This window comes from Paraburkholderia sp. 2C (genome assembly GCF_054589215.1).
Genome location: NZ_BAAILL010000049.1, coordinates 366,936 through 387,501 on the forward strand (window position 1 = coordinate 366,936; position 20,566 = coordinate 387,501).

A 20,566-nucleotide genomic window follows, 5' to 3' on the forward strand; every position below is an offset into this window, starting at 1 on the left:
GCAGCGGGGGCCGCCCAATGCAACGGCGCCCCTGCCCTTCAGCCCTTCACTACCGCTTCCCGGTGCCCCGAGCATCGCGAGTCAGCCGAACACCCGCTTCCAAAGCTGCAATACCGCGTCGCGCTCCGCCGTCACGGTTACCGGGTCGACCCGCGCCTTCTCCATCCCATCGAGCCGCAACTGGTGCTGCAGCTTCCGGTACCGCCGGTACGCCGCGCCGACCGTTTCCGCTTCGTCGCCGCTCATGAGCCCAAACCGCGACACCTCGCGCAGCAGCGCGATATTGCCGGTATTGCGGATCAGCTCGGGATCGCGCGCCGCATGCAGCAGCACCCAGTACTGAACCGTGAACTCGATATCGACCATCCCGCCGCGGTCGTGCTTCAGATCGAACAGCGGCGTGCGGTTCGGATGCCCGGCCTCCACGCGCTCGCGCATCTCGACGATTTCCTTCATGAGGGGCGCTGCCTCGCGCGGCATCGTCAGCACCTGTTCGCGAATCGCCTCGAAGCGCGCGCCGATCTGCGTGTCGCCGGCGCAATAGCGCGCGCGCGTCAGCGCCTGATGCTCCCAGACCCACGCGGTATTCGCCGCGTCGCCTTCGCGCAGCTGATAGCGGCGAAATGCATCGAGATCCGTCACGAGCAGCCCTGATTCGCCGTTCGGCCGCAAGCGCAGATCGACGTCGAATAGCGTGCCGGCGCCGGTCGCGGTCGTGAGCCACGAGATCAGCCGGCGCGTGAAGGTCGCATAGACATCGGGCGCCACCTCGGCCGGATCGTCGTACAAAAAGATCAGATCGAGGTCCGATGCGTACCCGAGCTCTTTGCCGCCGAGCTTGCCGTACGCGATGATCGCAAAGCGCGGCACATCGCGATGGCGCTTCGCAAGCTGATTCCAGACCGCTTCGGTGGTGACGTCGAGCACCGCGTCGGCGAGTTCGGAGAGACGGTCGCTCACATGCTCGACACTGAGCTTGCCGGCCAGATCGATCAGCAGAATGCGGAACACCTCGGCCTGGTGCGCATGCCGCAACAGGTCCATCTGATGCTCGACGCCGTCCGCCGCCGCGAGGCGCAGGCGCAATGTGCGCTTGAACTCGGCCCAGTCGAACGGGCTCGCGATCGCTTCGTCGTCGAGCAGTTCGTCGAGCAGCTGCGGATGGCGAATCAGATAGCCGGCTGCCCAGCGCGATGCGCCGAGCACCGACAGCACACGATGCAACGCCTGCGGATACTCGGTCAGCAGCGCGAGATACGCGCCGCGCCGGCTGATGGCTTCGAGCAGATCGAACACGCGCGCGACGGTGTCGCCGCGCCGCTCGGGCGGTTCGAGCGTGCGCGCCGCTTCGAGCGTGCGCTGCGCGACGCGGTCGAAGCGCTCGCGGCTTCGCTCGGGCAGCCCCGTGTAGCGCGACGAGTGCCACACCGCGCGCATCCGGGCCAGCAGTTCGTCGGGCTCCGCAATGCCCAGTTCGACGAGCCGCGCGGCCAGCGCATCGCTGGCGCTGTCGTCGGCAAGCGCGGTGCTCCACACCCAGGCAGCCGCACCGTCGTCGTGCGCCGCGCGGCCGCCCTCGCCGTTCACCTTGTCGGCGAAGATCTGATCGAACTGATGCTCGACGCGCTCGCGGTGCGCATCGAGCGTCGCCATCAACGCGGCGTAGTCGGCAAAGCCCATCGACTGGGCGAGACGCGCACGTTCGCCGTCATCGACGGGCATGGCATGCGTCTGCGCATCGTTGCGGTATTGCAGCCGATGTTCGAGTTCGCGCAGAAAGCGGTAAGCACCGGCGAGCGCCTCGCAGACCGGCGTCGCGATCAGCCCGCGCGCCGTCGCGTGACGCAGCACCGCCAGCGTCGGCCGGATCCGGAAGCCCGCGTCCTGGCCGCCGCGGATCAGCTGAAACACCTGTGCGCTGAATTCGATCTCGCGTATGCCGCCGCGCCCGAGCTTGATGTCGTCGGCCTTGTCCGGCCGCATCGACGCGCGGCGCTGCGCCTCCTGACGAATCTGCAGATGCAGGGCGCGAATCGCGCCGATCACGCCAAAGTCCAGATAGCGGCGATAGACGAACGGCATCACGATCGCATCGAGCAGTTTCGCCAGGCGCCGCGCCTCGGCGCTGCGCTGCTCGGACACGAGCCGCCCTTTGATCCATGCGTAGCGCTCCCATTCGCGCCCCTGCACGTAGAAATACTCTTCGAGCATACCGAGGCTGCAGACGAGCGGCCCCGAATCGCCGTTCGGCCGCAGCCGCATGTCGACGCGAAACACGTAGCCATCGCTCGTCACTTCGGCAAGCGCGCCGATCAGCCGCTTGCCGAGCCGCGTGAAGTATTCCTGTGTCGCGATCGCGGCGCGCTGGCCGCCGGCCGTCTCGCCATCGTCTTCGTAGACGAAGATCAGATCGATGTCCGACGACACGTTCAGTTCGCGCCCGCCGAGCTTGCCCATGCCGACCACGCCGAGCGTCAGCCGCTCGCCGTCCGGGCCCCGCGGCTCGCCGAACTGCGCTTCGAGTTCCGCGGACAGCACGACGAGCGCGCGCTGGATCGTCGCTTCGGCGAGGTCGGTCATCGTGCCGGTGACTTCGGCGACGTCCGCGTGACCGGCAAGATCGCGCTCCATTGCGGCGCAGAACACTTCGGTGCGCAACTGGCGCAGCGCCTGTTTCAATGCATCTTCGGTCAGCGACGCGGCCGCGGCCGCGCGCTGTTCGTCTCCCAGTCCACACAGTTCGTCCAGCCGCGCGTCGATCCGCTCGCGGGTAACGGGCGCCGCCGCCAGTGCCGCGACGCGCCGGGCCAGTTCGGGGCGCGCGTCATACGCCCGGCATGCGTAATTCGAATAGCTGGAACTCAACAACATCGTATCGGTCATCGGTATCTGGCTCGCTCGTTGCTTCAACTGGCTTTTATGATCTGCTTTGATTCCCGCTTGCCGCTCCTGCCCGCATCAAGAAAGCAGGTTTGCAAAAGCGTTGCAAAAAATGCGGCCGGCGCGCCGCCAGGCCCCACCGGCACAGGGTTTGCCGGAAGTACCTCGCGACGGCTCGTGTGATACATTTCATTGTTAGTCCGCAAAACTACCATACGCCCACCTGCCTTAAGCATGTCCGAGCGAAACCTACCCGCTGACCGGCACGACGTAGGACGCGTCCGGCACGACAGCGGAGGCGACCATGTGGTGCTGCGGCACACACTTCACTTCGTGCTGGGCGTCGCGCTCGTCGCGTACTTCCTCACGTTGCTGCTTGTGCTCGGTCTACGCTATGTCGTGCTGCCGCAAGTCGAATCGTTTCGTCCGCGCATTGAAGCCGCGATCTCCGAAAAAATCCACGCGCAGTTATCGATTGGCAAGCTAACGCCGCACTGGATCAGCTTTCAACCCGGCGTCGAAGTCTCCGACCTCACGATTCGCGATCGCGACGGCCATGTCGCGCTGTCCATTCCGCACGCTACCGCGACCGTGTCGTGGAGTACCTTGTGGAAGCTGCAGCCGATCCTCTCGAGCCTCATCGTCGATCAGCCCGATGTGCTCGTCGAGCGCAACGACGACGGCACGCTGTCGGTCGCCGGCGTGCCGCTGCCAACGGGCCATACGGGCAACGACACGTTCTCCACCTGGCTTTTGCGCCAGCAGGCCATGGTCTTGCGCGGCGGCACGCTGCGCTGGCGCGACGCGCAGAAGAACGTGCCCGAAATCGCATTGCAGAACATCCGCCTTGCGATCCTTAACGATGGCGACGAACATCGCTTTGCGCTACAGGCGCCGGCGGACGGCAAGGTGCTGATGGGGCCGCTCGATTTTCGCGCCCATTTCAGAAACGCACGGACCGGCGCGATGGGCAAGCCGATCAACTGGAGCGGCAGCGCCTATCTGTCGACGGGGCCCGTCGATCTGCCGATGCTCGCGCGCTACATCGAATTCCCGATCGCGACGTACGCGGGCCGCATCGATAACGCGATCTGGGTCGAGTTTTCGGAAGGGCGCATCCTGTCCGCGACCGGCGAGCTGTCGGGCAGCGACATCGCGCTGCGTGTGCGTCCCACCCAGCCGAAGCTCGACCTGCCGGTCGCGCGATTCGCGTGGACCTTCGCGCACGAAGCCGACGAATACACGCTGCAGTTGCATAACCTGCGCGCGGAGCTCGGCCAGCCGCCGCTGCCCGACGGCACGCCGGTGACGCGCGCGCTCGCACTCAGCACCTTGAACGGCCGCCTGCGCAAACAGAACATCCAGCACGGTCAGCTGATCAGCTTTTCAGGCGATCGCGTCGACCTCGGCATCCTCGCCGAATTCAGCCGCGCGCTGCCGCTGCCGCGGCGGCTTCTCAACAACCTCGTGCGCTTCAATCCGCGCGGCATCGTGTCGAACTACACGATCGAAGTCGAGCGCGACAAGCCGGAGTCCGGCGAGGCGGCAACCGAACGCCCCGAGACCGGCGCCGAGCCGATCATCCATTACACGTTCAAGGGCGATCTGCAAGGCATCAGCGTGGCAGCCCAGGAGCCGCCGCCGGGGCTGACCGCGCGCGGCCATCCGCGTGCCGGCATTCCGGGCTTCGAAAATCTGTGGGGGTCGATCGACGCGAACGAAAAGCAAGGTTCGATCACGCTCGACACGCAAAAGGCCGCGATCACGTTGCCGGGCGTGTTCGACGACCCGCGCCTGACCTTCGACCGGCTGCAAGGCAAGGGCACGTGGACGGTCGCGCCGACCATCGCGGCGGGCGACAAGCACAGGGCGTTCAGGGTCGACGTGTCCGAGCTTACGGTAGCGAACGAGGACACCGTCGCGAAGGCGAGCGCAAGCTATTCGAATGTCGGGCACGGGCGCGGCTCGCTCGACCTCGACGCAACCTTCGAGCACGCGCAGGTATCGAGAATCGTCCGCTATCTGCCGACCAGCATCAGCGAAAAGCTGCGTCAGTATCTGGGCCACGGCTTGCAGGCGGGCATCTCGCGCGGCGCGACGATCCAGATCCACGGCAACCTCGAAAAATTCCCGTATGCGCGCGATCCGGACGCCGGTGTGTTCCGTATCGTCGCGCCGTTTACGGGGGGGCGCTTCGACCCGACGCCGTATCCGCCGCGCACGTTGAAAAACGGCACGCCCAGCGTCTGGCCCGGCTTCGAGGGCATCGACGGCGTGTTCTCGCTGAAGGAGAACGTGCTGCGCTTCGACGTCGACCACGCGCATTACAAGCGGGTGAGCGTCAACAAGGTGACGGGCAAGATCGACGACCTCGGTAACCGCGCGAAAAGCCTCGTCATCGACGGCACCGGCCACGGGCCGCTGTCGGACATGCTCGACTATGTCGACGACAGCTCGCTTGGCATCATGACGAAGCACCTCACGCGCAAGGTGAAGGCCGACGGCTCCGCCGCGCTCGCGCTGAAGCTGACCGTGCCGCGCGCGCCGCTCGATCCGCACGCGCCGAAACCGCGGGTCGGCGTCGCGGGCTCGATCACCTTCGAGAACAACCGGCTGGCGATGGAAAGGGTGCCGCCGCTGTCGCAACTCACGGGCAAGGTGCGCTTCACCGAGCACACGGCCGAGGTCGACAACCTCGCCGGGCGCTTTTTCGGCGGCGATATTCATGCGAACGGCGGGCTGCGGGAAAACGGCACCTACGCGCTCGATCTGAACGGACACGTCGCACTCGAAGCGGCGCGCGAGCTCGATCTGCGCGGACTCGCGCCGCAGATGTTGAGCCACGTCCAGGGCGGCGCGCCGTACGCGCTCAGCGTGCGCGGCGCGAAGGGACGCCTGCCCGAAGTGTCCGGGCGTTCGGATCTGACCGGCCTTGCCCTCGACTTCCCCGCGCCGTTCAACAAGCCGGCCGGTACGCCAATGCCGCTCAGCTTCTCGTTCAAGCCGCCGGCGAATGGACAAAACGGCGAGGCAAAGGCGAGCGGCACCGGAAACAGCGGCGCGGACAGCAGTGGAAACAGCGGCCTCGAACGCGCCGATCTCAACTTCGGCCCGATCGCGGCAACCTATCTGTTGCGCAGCGAGCCGCATCAAATGCCGAAAGTCGTGCGCGGCGCGATCGGCGTCAACCGGCCCGCGGACCTGCCTTCCGAAGGCGTCGCCGCCACGGTCGATCTCGACACGCTCGACGCCGACGCCTGGCGCGCACTCTTCATCCAGATGCGCAATGCGAACCAGGGTGTCGCGCCGGTTCCGCCGAGCGAAACGACCGCGCAGTTCATACCGAACCGCTTCGCGCTGCATATCGGCACGCTGACGCTGCTCAAGCGCCACTGGGAAAGCGTGGTGGTCGGCGCGTCGCATTACGACCGGACGTGGCAGGCGAACATCGCGTCGAACCAGGTGTCGGGCCACGTATCGTGGCTGCCGGGCACGACGCGCGATTCGCCGGGCACGCTGCAGGCGCGCCTCGCGCGTCTCGTGATTCCAGCCGCCACCGACAGCGATCTGCTCGGGCCGGCAATGCAGCAACCCGCGCAGAACATGCCGACCATCGACCTTGTCGTCAACGAACTGATCGTGCGCGGCCGCGACGTCGGCCGGCTCGAGGTCGATGCGCGCAATTTCGAGGAAGACGGCGTGCCGGTCTGGCAGCTCGACAAGCTCGACATCAGCAACCCGGCGGCCACGTTTACGGCCACCGCGAACTGGCGCACGCTGCGCGAATACGGCGCGGTGACCGACCAGAATACGCCGCGCCGCACGGCGGTCGATTTCAAGCTCGAGGTGAAAAACGCGGGCGATCTGCTCGAACGCGCCGGCCTGCCGCGCACGCTGAAAGACGGCGAAGGCACGCTGTCAGGCAAGTTGGCGTGGCAAGGCGGCCCGGCGCGGATCGACTACAAGACGCTCGATGGCAATCTGGCCGTCGATTTGCAGCATGGGCAGATCCTGAAGGTCGACCCCGGCGTCGCGAAGCTGCTCGGCGTGGTGAGCCTGCAAAGCCTTGCGCGTTTCGCGACGCTCGATTTCCGCGACGTGATCGGCGAAGGATTGCCGTTTTCGAGCGTCACGGGCACCAGCGAAATCACCGACGGCATCGGCCGCACCGACAACTTCAAGCTGGTTACCGCACCGGCGCGCGCCGAAATGAAAGGCAGCGTCGACCTTGCGCACGAAACGCAGGACCTGAACGTGCGCGTGTTTCCGACCGTCAGCGTCGGCGCGGGCGTCGTCGCCGCGACGATCATCAATCCGCTAATCGGGCTTGGCGCGCTGGTCGGCGACATCGTGCTGTCGCAGTCGCTCGAGCATGCGTTCGTACTCGACTATGCGATCACCGGATCGTGGGCGAAACCTCACGTCGAGCGGGTCCACGGCGATCGCGGTAAGATGGACGAAGGACCTGCGGCGCAGGCGGCAGCGGCACAGTAACGGCGCACGAAGGGCGCACGAACGGCACACTAAGGGCGCACTAAGGCCACATCAAGCGAGTTGCTGCGCGAGTGGCGGCAAAACGCTCGCCGCACTGCACAACTTCCGTCGCTCGCTGCATGCCGCACTGCCGTGCCGCAGTTCTGTGCCGCGGTTCCGTGCATCCCGCGCAGGTTTCGTCCACGCGCGGCGTCGTGCCCTCTGGCGCACGACGCCGCCCCGAAAGGAATCTTTCGATACGCTCATGAGCGATCAACACGCGCAATCCCCGGCCAGCCAGGCATCATCGCCACCACTGGCCACTCCGTACCGCGTCGCGGCGCTGCAGATGGTCAGCACGCCCGATCGCGACCGCAACCTCGCCGACGCGGCAAAGCTCATCGCGCAAGCGGCCGCCGACGGCGCGCAACTCGTGCTGCTGCCCGAGTACTTCTGCTTCATGGGCTTCAAGGACACCGACAAGCTCACCGTGCGCGAGCCGTACGGCGATGGCCCGATCCAGCGTTTTCTGGCCGATGCCGCGCGCAGGCACGGCGTGTGGATCATCGGCGGCACCTTGCCGCTCACCGCGCCGGAACCGTCGCGCGTGCTGAACACGACGCTCGTGTTCGACCCCGCGGGCCGCGAAGTCGCGCGCTACGACAAGATTCACCTGTTCAACTTCGAAAAAGGCGACGAATCGTTCGACGAAGCGCGCACGATCCGTCCCGGTGAAGCCGTGCGCGCGTTCGACGCGCCGTTCGGGCGGGTCGGCCTGTCGGTCTGCTACGATTTGCGCTTTCCGGAGCTATACCGGCGCCTCGGCGACTGCGCGATGATCGTGGTGCCGTCCGCGTTTACGTATACGACCGGCCGCGCGCACTGGGAAACGCTGCTGCGCGCGCGTGCTGTCGAAAATCAGTGCTACGTGCTCGCAGCGGCACAAGGCGGCAAGCACGAAAATGGCCGACGCACGTGGGGACATAGCATGCTGATCGACCCCTGGGGCGAAATTATCGACGTGCGCGACGAAGGCGCGGGCGTCGTCGCCGGCGCGATCGAGCGGGCCCGCATCGATGAAGTGCGGCAAAGCCTGCCGGCGTACCGGCATCGCGTGCTCGGCTAGCGCCGTCCGGCGCCGTCCGCGTAATCGCATGCACGCACAAGAGAACCGCCACACATTGAAAGCGCATCGGCTATCACCCATATATGAAGCCACGCGCACCGTCCGAATCCCTTGAATCGAGCCGAACCTACTTCGCATGAACATCATCGAACCCAGCATCCGTAATCTCGCGACCGCCAAGGACGTCCTCCTTACGCCCTACGGCCTCGACGAAGCCCTGCTGACCCGCACGCTCGCCGACATCTTCACGCATCGCGTCGATTACGCGGACCTCTACTTCCAGGTGACACGCAGCGAAGCGTGGAGTCTCGAAGAAGGCATCGTCAAATCCGGCAGCTTCAGCATCGACCAGGGTGTCGGCGTGCGTGCCGTGTCCGGCGACCGCACCGCATTCGCGTATTCGGACGATCTGTCGCCCGACGCAATCCGCCAGGCGGCCATTGCGACGCGCGCAATCGCGAAGGCCGGCGGAGGCAAGCAGAAGATCAAGGCAGCTTCGTCGCTGACGGGCGTTGCGGGCCGCGATCTGTATCTGCCGTCCGATCCGCTGCATTCGCTCGACGCAACGGCCAAGGTCAAGCTGCTCGAACGCATCGAACAGATGGCGCGCGGCCGCGACCCGCGCATCACGCAGGTGATGGCGGGCCTCGCCGGCGAATACGACGTCGTGCTCGTCGCGCGCAGCGACGGTGCGCTCGCGGCCGACATCCGGCCGCTCGTGCGCGTGTCGGTGACGGTGATCGCGGAACAGAACGGCCGCCGCGAAATCGGCACCGGCGGCGGCGGCGGCCGCTTCGACTACGGCTATTTCACCGACGACATCCTGTCGCGCTACGTCGACGATGCCGTGCATGCGGCGCTCGTGAACCTCGACGCGCGTCCGGCGCCGGCCGGCGCGATGACCGTCGTGCTCGGCCCGGGCTGGCCCGGTGTGCTGCTGCACGAAGCGATCGGCCACGGGCTCGAGGGCGACTTCAACCGCAAGGGCTCATCGGCGTTCGCGGGCCGCATCGGCGAACAGGTCGCGGCCAAGGGCGTGACCGTCGTCGACGACGGCACGCTGCCGAACCGTCGCGGCTCGCTCAATATCGACGACGAAGGCAACGCGACGCAGTGCACGACGCTGATCGAAGACGGCATCCTGAAGGGTTACATCCAGGACACGCTGAACGCGCGCCTGATGAAGATGCCGGTCACGGGCAACGCGCGCCGCGAATCGTATGCGGCGCTGCCGATGCCGCGCATGACCAACACATACATGCTGAACGGCGACAAGGATCCGCAGGAAATCATCGCGTCGGTGAAGAACGGCCTCTATGCGGTGAACTTCGGCGGCGGCCAGGTCGACATCACGAACGGCAAGTTCGTGTTCTCGGCATCCGAGGCATACATGATCGAGAACGGCAAGATCAGCTATCCGGTGAAGGGCGCGACGCTGATCGGTAGCGGGCCGGAGTCGCTCAAATACGTCAGCATGATCGGCAACGACATGTCGCTCGATACGGGCGTCGGCGTGTGCGGCAAGGAAGGCCAGAGCGTGCCCGTGGGCGTCGGCCAGCCGACGCTGCGCATCGACCGGATGACGGTCGGCGGAACGGTCTGATCGCCGCTTATTCGCACGCTTTCCGCAGAAATTGCCGAAAGCGTGCGGATTTTCCGCATTTTCCTGCCTCCACGCTTGCCAATCGCGCTTGCCCAAGGTATAAAGCCACTCAACCTTTTTTGCAGAACCCACTCTTTTCCATTATGTCCGCCAAGTTTTATTTTTATTTCTTTTGGCATCTCAGACCGCTGGCGGATCGAGAGGGGTGTTAGCACATAAAGGCAAACCCGAAATTCCCGAAAAACCGTCAGCGAGTCTGACGGTTTTTTTTTGCCGCTGCTGTTCCATTCACCGATGCGCGGAGCCCAGCCCGCCCGCTCTCATGCAACGAACGGCAACGAACCCCAACGAACCCTAACGAACCGACGCTACGAACCGCACCTGGAGAACAACATGCCCCCGCACAATACCGACGATGTCCGAATTCGCGAACTGAAGGAACTCACTCCGCCCGCGCACCTGATCCGCGAATTCCCGTGCAGCGAAAAGGAATCGGACCTGATCTTCAACACGCGGCAGGCATTGCATCGAATTCTGCACGGCATGGACGACCGCTTGATCGTCATCATTGGTCCGTGTTCGATTCACGACCCGAAGGCCGCGCTCGAGTATGCGGAGCGGCTCATCGAACAGCGCAAGCGCCTCGCGGGCGAACTCGAAATCGTCATGCGCGTGTACTTCGAAAAGCCGCGCACGACCGTCGGCTGGAAGGGCCTCATCAACGATCCGCATCTCGACAACAGCTTCAAGATCAACGACGGCTTGCGCGCCGCGCGCGAGCTGCTGCTGCATATCAACGAACTCGGCCTGCCGGCCGGCAGCGAATTTCTCGACATGATCAGCCCGCAGTACATCGCCGATCTGGTCTCGTGGGGCGCAATCGGCGCGCGCACAACGGAATCGCAGGTGCATCGCGAACTCGCTTCGGGACTCTCGTGCCCGGTGGGCTTCAAGAACGGCACTGACGGCAATGTGAAGATCGCCGTCGACGCGATCAAGGCAGCATCGCAGCCGCACCATTTCCTTTCCGTGACGAAGGGCGGCCATTCGGCGATCGTGTCGACCGCGGGCAACGAAGACTGCCACATCATTCTGCGCGGCGGCAAAGCGCCGAACTACGACGCGCAGAGTGTCGATGTCGCGTGTGCGGACATCGGCAAGGCCGGTCTCGCCGCGCGGCTGATGATCGACGCGAGCCATGCGAACAGCTCGAAGAAGCACGAGAACCAGATTCCGGTGTGCGCCGATATCGGCCGCCAGATCGCGGGCGGCGATGAGCGCATCGTCGGCGTGATGGTCGAATCGCATCTGGTCGCCGGACGCCAGGATCTGCAGGAAGGCTGCGCGCTGACGTACGGCCAGAGCATCACCGACGCGTGCATCGGTTGGGACGAAAGCATCGGCGTGCTCGACGGACTCGCTGACGCCGTCAAACAACGCCGTATCGCGCGCGGTAGCGGCAACTGAAAAATGCGATAGCGCGCTTCACCCATCTTGAAAAGCCCGGCCACCGTGCCGGGCTTTTTTATCGTTAGCCATCCGGACGAATGTTCATTCATGTACGACACGGGTACCGTAAGCATTCTTCGCGAGCAGATCAAAAAAAGCGCTTGACGCGAAGAGGCAATAGGTACAAAATTTTATACATGAAGGGAGTGTATGAGTCGGGAAAAAGAGATTCGCTGGGTTGGCTCCAGCTATGACGACCTTCTGGCGTTTCCAGAGGAAGCACGGCGGCAAGCGGGCTTTCAGCTTTCCAAAGTACAGGCCGGGCTCGACCCGGACAACTGGAAGCCCTTTGAACGGGTCGGTGCAGGGACGCGCGAAATTCGCATTCACGAAGCAGAAGGTGTATTTCGCGTGATGTATGTCGCAAAGTTTGTCGAAGCCATTTACGTGCTGCATTGTTTCCAGAAGCAGTCGCAAGCAACAAGCAAACAAGACAGGGAAATAGCCGAAGCGCGTTATCGCGCTTTATCAAACGTTAGGAAGGCAGAGCAATGACGATCGATACCAAAATCCGTCACGTTACGAAGCCGGGCGCGAACCTGTTCCTCGAACTCGGGTTCTCCGCGGCCGAAGCCAAGCGTCTGCATGCTGCTTCGCAGAAGCAGATCAACGACACGCGTGTGCTGAAAGAACAGCTCATGACCGAACTCTCGAGCTGGATCGAACAGCATCATCTGAAGCAGGCGGAAGCGGCTGAGATCCTGATGGTGTCCAGGCCGCGTGTGTCCGATGTTGTGAACCGGAAAACGTCGAAGTTCACCATCGATACGCTTGTCGAAATGTTGAGCCGCATCGGCAAGCCGGTGACGCTGGCTGTCGGATAACGTCACGGGTTGCAGCTCGCATTAAAGCCGCGTCAAAGCCGCGAAAGCCGCGTGAAACCGGTTGAACCCGCGTACCGAATGCGGACCGGATCTGCGCAGCCGCTACCGCTTCGCGGTGCGATCATGCTGCCATAGCACATCGCTGCCGCCGTTCACTCTATTGAGCACGCGCGCAAGCACAAACAGCAGATCCGACAACCGGTTGACGTAACCACGCAGCGCCGTGCTCACACCCTCCATCGTGCCGAGCGCAACGATCGCGCGCTCCGCGCGGCGGCACACGGTTCGACAGACGTGCGCCTGAGAAGCGGCCCGCGAACCTGCCGGCAGGATGAACTCCTTTAGCGGCGGCAGCGTCGCGTTGTAATCTGCAAGCCACCCATCCAGCCGGCGCAGATGCGCATCGGCAATCATCGTGTGACCGGGCACGCTCAATTCGCCACCGAGATCGAACAGGTCATGCTGAATCGCTGTGAGCGCGGCGCGCACGTCGTCGGGCAAGCCTTCGCATAGCAGCAAGCCAATATGCGAGTTGAGCTCGTCGACTTCACCGATCGCCACAATCCGCGTATCGTCCTTGCGCACGCGGCGGCCGTCGCCGAGGCCCGTCGTGCCGTCGTCGCCGGTGCGCGTCGCAATCTTGCTCAGGCGGTTACCCATGATGTCGTTCCTCAATAGTGGCAATGCGCATCAGTCGAAGCCATTATAGGTTTTGCAAGCGCATGACCGGCCACCGCCACCCCGTGTTTGCCGCCGAATGTTCGGCGTAGAATGAATCAAATCCGCTGCAACAAATATGCCTTACAGGAGACCAGCGTGAACCATCCCGCGCCGCCCACTGCCGTGCGCCGCCCCTTCCCCGCCGAGCTGCTCGGCGCGCTGCAATCCGCATTCGGCGAACGCATATCGACCGCCGAGGCAGTCCGCACGAATCACGGCCGCGACGAATCGCCGTTCGATCCGCAGCTTCCGGATGCCGTCGTCTTTGCGCGCAATGCGGCAGACGTACAGACCGTCATCCGGCTTTGCGGTCAGTACGATGTACCGGTCATTCCTTACGGCAACGGCTCGTCGCTGGAGGGCCATCTGCTCGCGGTGCAAGGCGGCGTGTCGATCGATCTTGCCGAAATGAACCGCGTGCTGTCGATCAATGCGGAAGACCTGACGGTGACCGTCGAGCCCGGCATTTCACGCAAGCAGCTCAATGAAGCATTACGCGACACCGGCCTCTTCTTTCCGATCGATCCCGGCGCCGATGCAAGCATCGGCGGCATGACCGCAACGCGCGCATCCGGCACGAACGCGGTGCGCTACGGCACGATGCGCGAAAACGTGCTCGGCCTGTGCGCGGTGCTGGCCGATGGCCGCGTGATCCGCACCGGCACGCGCGCGCGTAAGTCTTCAGCGGGCTACGATCTGACGCGCCTGTTCGTCGGCTCGGAAGGCACGCTTGGCGTCGTCACTGAAATCACGCTGCGGCTCTATCCGCTACCGGAAGCCGTGTCCGCCGCGGTATGCGTATTTCCATCGATGGAAACGGCCGTGCGCACGGTCATCGAAACGATTCAGATGGGCGTGCCGGTTGCGCGCGCCGAGTTTGTCGATGCGCTCGCGATCCGTGCGATCAACCGCCATTCAAACCTGACGCTGCGCGAAGCATCGACGCTGTTCTTCGAATTTCACGGCACGCAGGCCGGCGTGAAGGAACAGGCGGAACTCGTGCAGGAAATCGCCGCGCAAAACGCAGGCGAAGGCTTCGAATGGGCGACGCATCCCGAAGACCGCAGCCGCCTGTGGAACGCACGGCACAACGCATACTTCGCGATGCTGCAATTAAAGCCCGGCTGCCGCGCGGTGACCACCGATGTATGCGTACCGATTTCACGACTCGCCGAATGCGTCGTCGAAACCGAGCAGGACCTGAAGGCGTCGCCGCTGCCGTGCCCGATCGTCGGACATGTCGGCGACGGCAATTTCCACGTCGCGATGCTGATCGATCCGCAGCGGCCCGAGGAGTTCGCCGAAGCCGAGCGCCTGAACCATCGCATCGTCCAACGCGCATTGCGAATGAACGGCACCTGCACCGGCGAGCATGGCGTGGGCCTGCACAAGATCGATTTTCTCGTCGAAGAAGCAGGCCCGGTCGCGATCGACACGATGCGCGCCATCAAGCACGCACTCGATCCGCGCAATCTGATGAACCCAGGCAAGATATTTTCGTGGGCCGCATAGCATGCACTGACCGGCCGGGCCGAAAACCATCGCGCACGCGCATCCACACAACGAAGACGATCCGCGCGTGCCCGGCCCGGCGCCCCCCCCACAAGCCAATACGAGGAGACAGACCATGAATGCGCCCGCCGAACTGTCCGCTGAAGTGCTCGCGCAACGGCAACGCGAAGTCGTGCAAGCCTTGATGGCCGTGCTGCCAACTCACTGTCTGCTATACCGCGAGGAAGATACGGTCGCCTACGAATGCGACGGCCTCGCCGCATACCGGCGTCTGCCGTTGGCCGTCGTGTTGCCCGAAACCGAATCGCAAGTGCAGCGCATCGTGCAGATCTGCCATCGGCTCGATGTGCCGATCGTACCGCGCGGCGCGGGCACGAGCCTGTCGGGCGGCGCGATGCCGATCCGGCACGGCGTGGTCGTATCGCTCGCACGCTTTCGCAAGATCATCGAAGTCGACCCGTACGCGCGAACCGCAACCGTGCAACCGGGGGTGCGCAACCTGTCGATTTCCGAAGCCGCCGCACCGTACGGGCTCTACTACGCACCGGATCCGTCGTCGCAGATCGCCTGCACGATCGGCGGCAACGTCGCGGAAAACTCGGGCGGCGTGCACTGCCTGAAGTACGGCCTGACCGTGCACAACGTCATGCGCGTGCGGGCCATCACGATGGAAGGCGAAGTCGTGGAGTTCGGTTCGCTGAGTCCCGATGCGCCAGGCTTCGATCTGCTTGCGGTGGTGGTCGGCAGCGAAGGCATGTTCGCGATTGTCACGGAAGTCACGGTCAGGCTGATACCGAAGCCACAGACCGCGCAAGTGATCATGGCGAGTTTCGACGACGTCGTGAAAGGCGGAGACGCGGTCGCCGGCATCATCGCCGCCGGCATCATTCCGGCCGGCCTCGAGATGATGGATAAGCCGGCCACGCGCGCGGTCGAAGAATTCGTCCGCGCGGGATACGACCTCGACGCGGCAGCGATTCTGCTGTGCGAATCCGACGGCACACCTGAAGAAGTCAGCGAAGAAATCGTCCGGATGACCGCGGTGCTGCGCGAGCACGGCGCGACGCGCATCCAGATCTCGCGCTCGGAAAGCGAACGGCTGCGCTTCTGGTCCGGACGCAAGAACGCGTTCCCCGCGGCGGGCCGCATCTCGCCCGATTACTACTGCATGGACGGCACGGTGCCGCGCCGCAGCATCGGCCCCTTGCTTGCGCGCATCGAAGCGATGGAGCAGAAGTACAACCTGCGCTGCATCAACGTGTTCCATGCGGGCGACGGCAATATGCATCCGCTGATTCTCTTCAACGGCAACGACCTCGACGAGTGGCATCGAGCCGAGGCATTCGGCTCGGATATTCTCGAGAGTTGCGTCGAACTGGGCGGCACCGTCACGGGCGAACACGGCGTAGGCATCGAGAAAATCAACTCGATGTGCGTGCAGTTTTCGCCGGAGGAGCGCGATGCGTTTCACGCGGTGAAGCGCGCGTTCGATCCGCCCGGTCTGCTGAATCCCGACAAGGGCATCCCGACCCGCGCGCGCTGTGCCGAGTACGGCAAAATGCATATTCGCGCGGGTCTGCTGCCGCACCCGGAACTGCCGCGGTTCTAGTCGACGCCCGCGGCAACCGGAATCTTGCACGGATGCCTGTGGCCTGGACCCTGCGCTCATGCAACGCGCAGGCGCGCGCGTTGCCTCGCCCGCATCCCTCGCACAGGCGTCGCCCATCCGGGTTCTTACCGATCCCGAACAGCGTCCTCCATAGCGCCCCTTTGGGGTGTCCGTACGGGTCCGCTCCGGGTTGCCAGCCAGGCGCTGCCCGGTACAATCGAATCCACTACAACGAAACACGACGCCATGGAAGAGGACGACATCGTCGCCGAATGGTCCGAACGAATCCGTTCGGCCACCGCCGAAAGACGCCCAGTGCGGATTCGCGGCGGCGGTACGAAAGACTGGTACGGCCAGTCGCTGCAGGGAGAAGTCCTCGATACGCGCGCCCACCGCGGCATCATCGCCTACGATCCCGCGGAGCTGGTCATCACCGCGCGTGCAGGCACTCCTCTTGCGGAAATCGAAGCGACGCTCGCCGAACACGACCAGATGCTCGCCTTCGAACCGCCGCACTTCGGCCCGCAAGCGACGCTCGGCGGCTGCATCGCCGCAGGTATCGCGGGACCGCGCCGGCAGTCCGCAGGCGCGCCGCGCGACTTCGTACTCGGCGCGGTGGTGATGAACGGCCACGGCCAGGTACTGCACTTCGGTGGACAGGTCGTCAAGAATGTCGCCGGCTACGACGTCTCGCGGCTCATGGCCGGCTCGCTCGGCACGCTTGCATTGATTCTCGAAGTGTCGGTCAAGGTGCTGCCGCGCCCGAAGGCAGAAATCACGCTCAAATTCGATATGAACGGCACCGATGCGGTCCGCAAGCTCAATGAATGGGGCGGCCGGCCGCTGCCCGTCAGCGCGAGCGCGTGGCGCAACGGCACGCTCGTGCTGCGTCTGGGCGGCGCGGAAGCGGCCGTGAAATCGGCGCGTGCGTCGCTCGGCGGCGAAGTGGTCGACGCGGTTGAGGCGGAACGCTTCTGGTCCGGCTTGCGCGAGCAGACCGACCCGTTTTTTGCGGCGATCGCGCCGAAGGCGGCGCTGTGGCGGCTCGCACTGCCGACCATCACCGAACCGCTGCAACTGCCCGGCGCGCAGATGATGGAATGGGGCGGCGCACAGCGCTGGTGGATCACCGACGCGGACGCGCAAACGGTGCGCATCAGCGCCAAACAGGCCGGCGGTCACGCAACGATTTTCCGCACCGGTCACGGCTACGATCGCAGCGCCGGCGTGTTCACGCCGCTGCCGGCGCCGTTGATGAAGATCCACCGCGGTCTGAAGGCCGCTTTCGATCCGGCTCGCATCTTCAATCGCGGCCGGCTGTACCCCGACTTCTGAGCGCGCGATGCAAACGAACCTCGCGGACTTCATTCGCAATACGCCGGACGGAGCGGAAGCCGACGCGATCCTGCGCAAATGCGTGCATTGCGGTTTCTGCACGGCAACGTGCCCGACCTACCAGCTGCTCGGCGACGAGCTCGACGGGCCGCGCGGCCGCATCTATCTGATCAAGCAGATGGTCGAAGGCACGCCTGTCACGCGCAGCACGCAGACGCACCTCGATCGCTGCCTCACGTGCCGCAATTGCGAATCGACCTGCCCTTCGGGCGTGCAATATGGCCGGCTCGTCGAGATCGGCCGCAAGCTAACCGAAGCAAAAGTGTCGCGTCCGCTCGGCCAGCGCGTGCTGCGGCGCGTACTGGCGAGCTTCGTGCCGAACGAAGCGCTGTTCACGCCGGTGATGCGCCTCGGCCAGCACGTCCGCCCATTGCTGCCGAAGACGCTGCGCGACAAGGTGCCGGCGCGTCAGCGCCAGCTCGAATGGCCCGCATCGAAGCACGCACGCAAGATGCTGATGCTCTCCGGCTGCGTGCAGCCTTCGATGATGCCGAATGTGAACACCGCCACCGCGCGCGTGCTCGACGCGCTCGGCATCGAAACGATCGTCGCGCCGGATGCCGGATGCTGCGGCGCGATCCGTCTGCACCTCGGCTACCACGACGAAGCGCTCGACGACATGCGCGCCAACATCGACGCGTGGTGGCCCTACGTCGAAGCGGGCGTCGAGGCGATCGTGATGAACGCGTCGGGCTGCGGCGCGACGGTCAAGGAATATGCGCACCTGTTGCGGGACGACCCGGTCTATGCGGAGAAGGCACGCCGCATCGTCGAACTGACACGCGATATCGCCGAGATCCTGCCCGAGTTCGAGGAGCCGCTGACGGCCCTCACGCGGCGGCGCGCGGTGCACACCGTCGCGTTCCATCCGCCGTGCACGCTGCAGCATGGGCAGCAGATTCGCGGCAAGGTCGAGCATCTGCTCGGCGAACTCGGCATCGACGTGCGGCTGCCCACCGACAGCCACCTGTGCTGCGGCTCGGCCGGCACCTATTCGCTGACGCAGCCGGCGCTGTCGTACGCGCTGCGCAACCAGAAACTCGAGCGCCTGCACGCGCAGGAGCCGCAAATCATCGTGTCGGCGAATGTCGGGTGCATTGCGCATCTGCAAAGCGGCACGTCGATGCCCGTGGTCCACTGGATCGAACTCGTCGAGCACATGCTGGCCGGGTGAGCGGCGCGTCGCCCGAACGCACGGAAGCCGCATACGCGAATGCGGACCAGGCCGCGCACGACGGCGCGGCGGCACAGCGCTGCGGTTACGCAGTGCGCCGCCGTCGCATCCGTATAATTGGACGCCACCGACCCTTGCAGACGTTGTCATGCCTGACCTGATCCACAATCTCGACGCGGTACGCCAGCGCATCGCGCTCGCCGCGCAAGTCGCGGGCCGCGACCCGCGTTCGGTCGCCTTGCTCGCGGTATCCAAGACCTTTCCCGCCGAAGACGTCCGTGCCGCGCATGCCGCGGGACAGCGCGCATTCGGCGAAAACTACGTGCAGGAAGCGCTGACGAAGCTCGACGCGCTCGCCGATCTGCGCGAGTCGATCGAGTGGCATTTCATCGGGCCGCTGCAATCGAACAAGACGCGCCCGGTCGCCGAGCGATTCGACTGGGTTCATTCGATCGATCGTCTGAAGATCGCGCAGCGGCTCGCCGAACAGCGGCCCGACGGCTTGCCGCCGCTCAACGTATGCGTGCAGGTGAACGTGAGCGGCGAAGCGTCGAAATCCGGCGTGCCGCCCGATGAAGCCGCCGACGTCGCGCATGCGATCGCGGCGCTGCCGAAGCTGCGCTTGCGCGGCCTCATGGCGATTCCGGAGCCCGCCGGCAGCATCGAACAGCAACGCGTGCCGCATCGCGCGTTGCGCGAACTGTTCGACAGGCTGCGCGCCGGCGGGCTCGAGCTCGATACCTTGTCGATAGGCATGTCGGACGACCTCGAAGCGGCCGTGCTCGAAGGCGCGACGATGGTGCGCATCGGCACCGCGATCTTCGGCGCTCGCGACTATTCCCACTGAACTTTCCGGACACACCATGAAAATAGCGTTTATCGGCGGCGGCAACATGGCTGCCGCGCTGATCGGCGGTCTGATCAAGCGCGGCGTCGCGGCATCCGACCTCTATGCGATCGATCCCAACGAAGACGCGCGCAAGCGCAACCAGCAGCAGTTCGGGATCGCCACCGGCGCGGCCGCGGATGCAACGCTCGCGTCGTTCGATGCGATCGTGATCGCGGTCAAGCCGCAAGTGGCGCAAGACGTCGCCGGCACGCTGGCGGCGCATCTGTCGGCCCGGCAGCTGGTGATCAGCATCGTCGCGGGCATTCGCACCGCCGACCTGTCGCGCTGGCTGAACGGCCATGCGCGCATCGTGCGCACGATGCCGAATACGCCTGCGCTGATCGGCATGGGCGTCACGGGTCTCGTGGCGCGAGGCGGCGTCGACGAAGCCGGACGCGCGCTCGCATCGCAAGTGCTCGGCGCGGTCGGGCAAACCGTCTGGTTCGACAACGAATCGAAGATCGATGCGGTGACCGCGATCTCGGGCAGCGGCCCGGCGTATGTCTTCTATTTTATCGAAGCGCTGCAGGAAGCCGCCCGTCAGCTCGGCATGGACGAAGCGCAAGGCCGTGCGCTCGCGGTGGCGACGTTCACCGGCGCGGCGCAGCTCGCGGCACAGTCGGACGAGCCGCCGTCGGTATTGCGCGAACGCGTGACGTCCAAAGGCGGGACGACCGCGGCGGCACTCGCCGCATTCGACGCCGAGCATGTGAAGGATTCGATCGTGCGCGGCGCGCTGGCCGCCGATGCGCGCGCGAAACAGATGGGTGAGGAGTTCGGCAAGCAGTAGCGCCTGCCGCTCGCGCGCATCGCCCGATGCGCTGCCCGGGCCGCGTGATGCGACGCGGCCCG

The 20,566-nt window shown here is 65.0% G+C and carries 14 protein-coding genes; 12 read left to right on the forward strand and 2 right to left on the reverse strand.

Features of this window, described 5'->3' with window-relative positions; all coding sequences use genetic code 11:
* Window positions 1-81: 81 nt before the first annotated feature.
* Entirely contained in the window at window positions 82-2,910 is a 2,829-nt protein-coding gene (glnE, locus tag ACYPXD_RS25940) for a bifunctional [glutamate--ammonia ligase]-adenylyl-L-tyrosine phosphorylase/[glutamate--ammonia-ligase] adenylyltransferase (RefSeq protein ID WP_459717894.1), read from the reverse strand.
* Between the two features lie 204 nt (window positions 2,911-3,114).
* Here glnE and ACYPXD_RS25945 point away from each other — a divergent pair, with 204 nt between their 5' ends.
* The 6 genes from ACYPXD_RS25945 to ACYPXD_RS25970 all read left to right on the forward strand — a co-directional run bounded on the left by ACYPXD_RS25945 (window position 3,115) and on the right by ACYPXD_RS25970 (window position 12,415).
* Entirely contained in the window at window positions 3,115-7,374 is a 4,260-nt protein-coding gene (locus ACYPXD_RS25945; RefSeq protein ID WP_459717897.1) for a YhdP family protein, read from the forward strand.
* A gap of 244 nt (window positions 7,375-7,618) precedes the next feature.
* Complete coding sequence (locus ACYPXD_RS25950) at window positions 7,619-8,479, forward strand: carbon-nitrogen hydrolase family protein (protein ID WP_459717900.1); 861 nt, start codon at window positions 7,619-7,621, stop codon at window positions 8,477-8,479.
* Window positions 8,480-8,615: 136 nt separating this feature from the next.
* Window positions 8,616-10,082, forward strand: coding sequence for a metalloprotease TldD (gene tldD / locus ACYPXD_RS25955; RefSeq protein ID WP_459717903.1), 1,467 nt, complete (start codon window positions 8,616-8,618; stop codon window positions 10,080-10,082).
* Between the two features lie 393 nt (window positions 10,083-10,475).
* Window positions 10,476-11,549, forward strand: coding sequence for a 3-deoxy-7-phosphoheptulonate synthase AroG (gene aroG / locus ACYPXD_RS25960; protein ID WP_459717907.1), 1,074 nt, complete (start codon window positions 10,476-10,478; stop codon window positions 11,547-11,549).
* A 192-nt stretch (window positions 11,550-11,741) separates the two neighbouring features.
* Complete coding sequence (locus tag ACYPXD_RS25965) at window positions 11,742-12,086, forward strand: type II toxin-antitoxin system RelE/ParE family toxin (RefSeq protein WP_459717911.1); 345 nt, start codon at window positions 11,742-11,744, stop codon at window positions 12,084-12,086.
* Window positions 12,083-12,415 carry a helix-turn-helix domain-containing protein gene (locus ACYPXD_RS25970; protein WP_459717914.1) on the forward strand — a complete coding sequence of 111 codons (333 nt, stop codon included), beginning with the start codon at window positions 12,083-12,085 and terminating at the stop codon, window positions 12,413-12,415. Before ACYPXD_RS25965 ends, ACYPXD_RS25970 begins: the two co-directional genes overlap by 4 nt.
* 102 nt (window positions 12,416-12,517) lie before the next feature.
* Here the strand turns inward: ACYPXD_RS25970 and ACYPXD_RS25975 are convergent, their stop codons facing one another.
* Entirely contained in the window at window positions 12,518-13,075 is a 558-nt protein-coding gene (locus ACYPXD_RS25975; RefSeq protein WP_459717917.1) for a cob(I)yrinic acid a,c-diamide adenosyltransferase, read from the reverse strand.
* A 156-nt stretch (window positions 13,076-13,231) separates the two neighbouring features.
* Here ACYPXD_RS25975 and ACYPXD_RS25980 point away from each other — a divergent pair, with 156 nt between their 5' ends.
* The 6 genes from ACYPXD_RS25980 (at window position 13,232) to proC (ending at window position 20,504) form a co-directional block, all read left to right on the forward strand.
* Window positions 13,232-14,647, forward strand: a complete 1,416-nt coding sequence (locus tag ACYPXD_RS25980; protein WP_459717920.1) for an FAD-binding oxidoreductase — start codon at window positions 13,232-13,234, stop codon at window positions 14,645-14,647.
* A 115-nt stretch (window positions 14,648-14,762) separates the two neighbouring features.
* The gene (locus tag ACYPXD_RS25985) at window positions 14,763-16,256 is read left to right on the forward strand and encodes an FAD-linked oxidase C-terminal domain-containing protein (protein WP_459717922.1); all 1,494 of its coding nucleotides are present in this window, start codon (window positions 14,763-14,765) and stop codon (window positions 16,254-16,256) included.
* Between the two features lie 246 nt (window positions 16,257-16,502).
* The gene (gene glcE / locus ACYPXD_RS25990) at window positions 16,503-17,591 is read left to right on the forward strand and encodes a glycolate oxidase subunit GlcE (RefSeq protein ID WP_459717925.1); all 1,089 of its coding nucleotides are present in this window, start codon (window positions 16,503-16,505) and stop codon (window positions 17,589-17,591) included.
* 7 nt (window positions 17,592-17,598) lie between these two features.
* On the forward strand, window positions 17,599-18,825 hold the full coding sequence (gene glcF, locus ACYPXD_RS25995; protein WP_459717929.1) for a glycolate oxidase subunit GlcF: 1,227 nt from the start codon (window positions 17,599-17,601) through the stop codon (window positions 18,823-18,825).
* Between the two features lie 148 nt (window positions 18,826-18,973).
* Window positions 18,974-19,672: a YggS family pyridoxal phosphate-dependent enzyme gene (locus tag ACYPXD_RS26000; protein ID WP_459717931.1), complete on the forward strand. Its 699-nt coding sequence runs from the start codon at window positions 18,974-18,976 to the stop codon at window positions 19,670-19,672.
* Between the two features lie 16 nt (window positions 19,673-19,688).
* Window positions 19,689-20,504 carry a pyrroline-5-carboxylate reductase gene (gene proC / locus ACYPXD_RS26005; protein ID WP_459717935.1) on the forward strand — a complete coding sequence of 272 codons (816 nt, stop codon included), beginning with the start codon at window positions 19,689-19,691 and terminating at the stop codon, window positions 20,502-20,504.
* The last annotated feature ends 62 nt before the right edge of the window (window positions 20,505-20,566 follow it).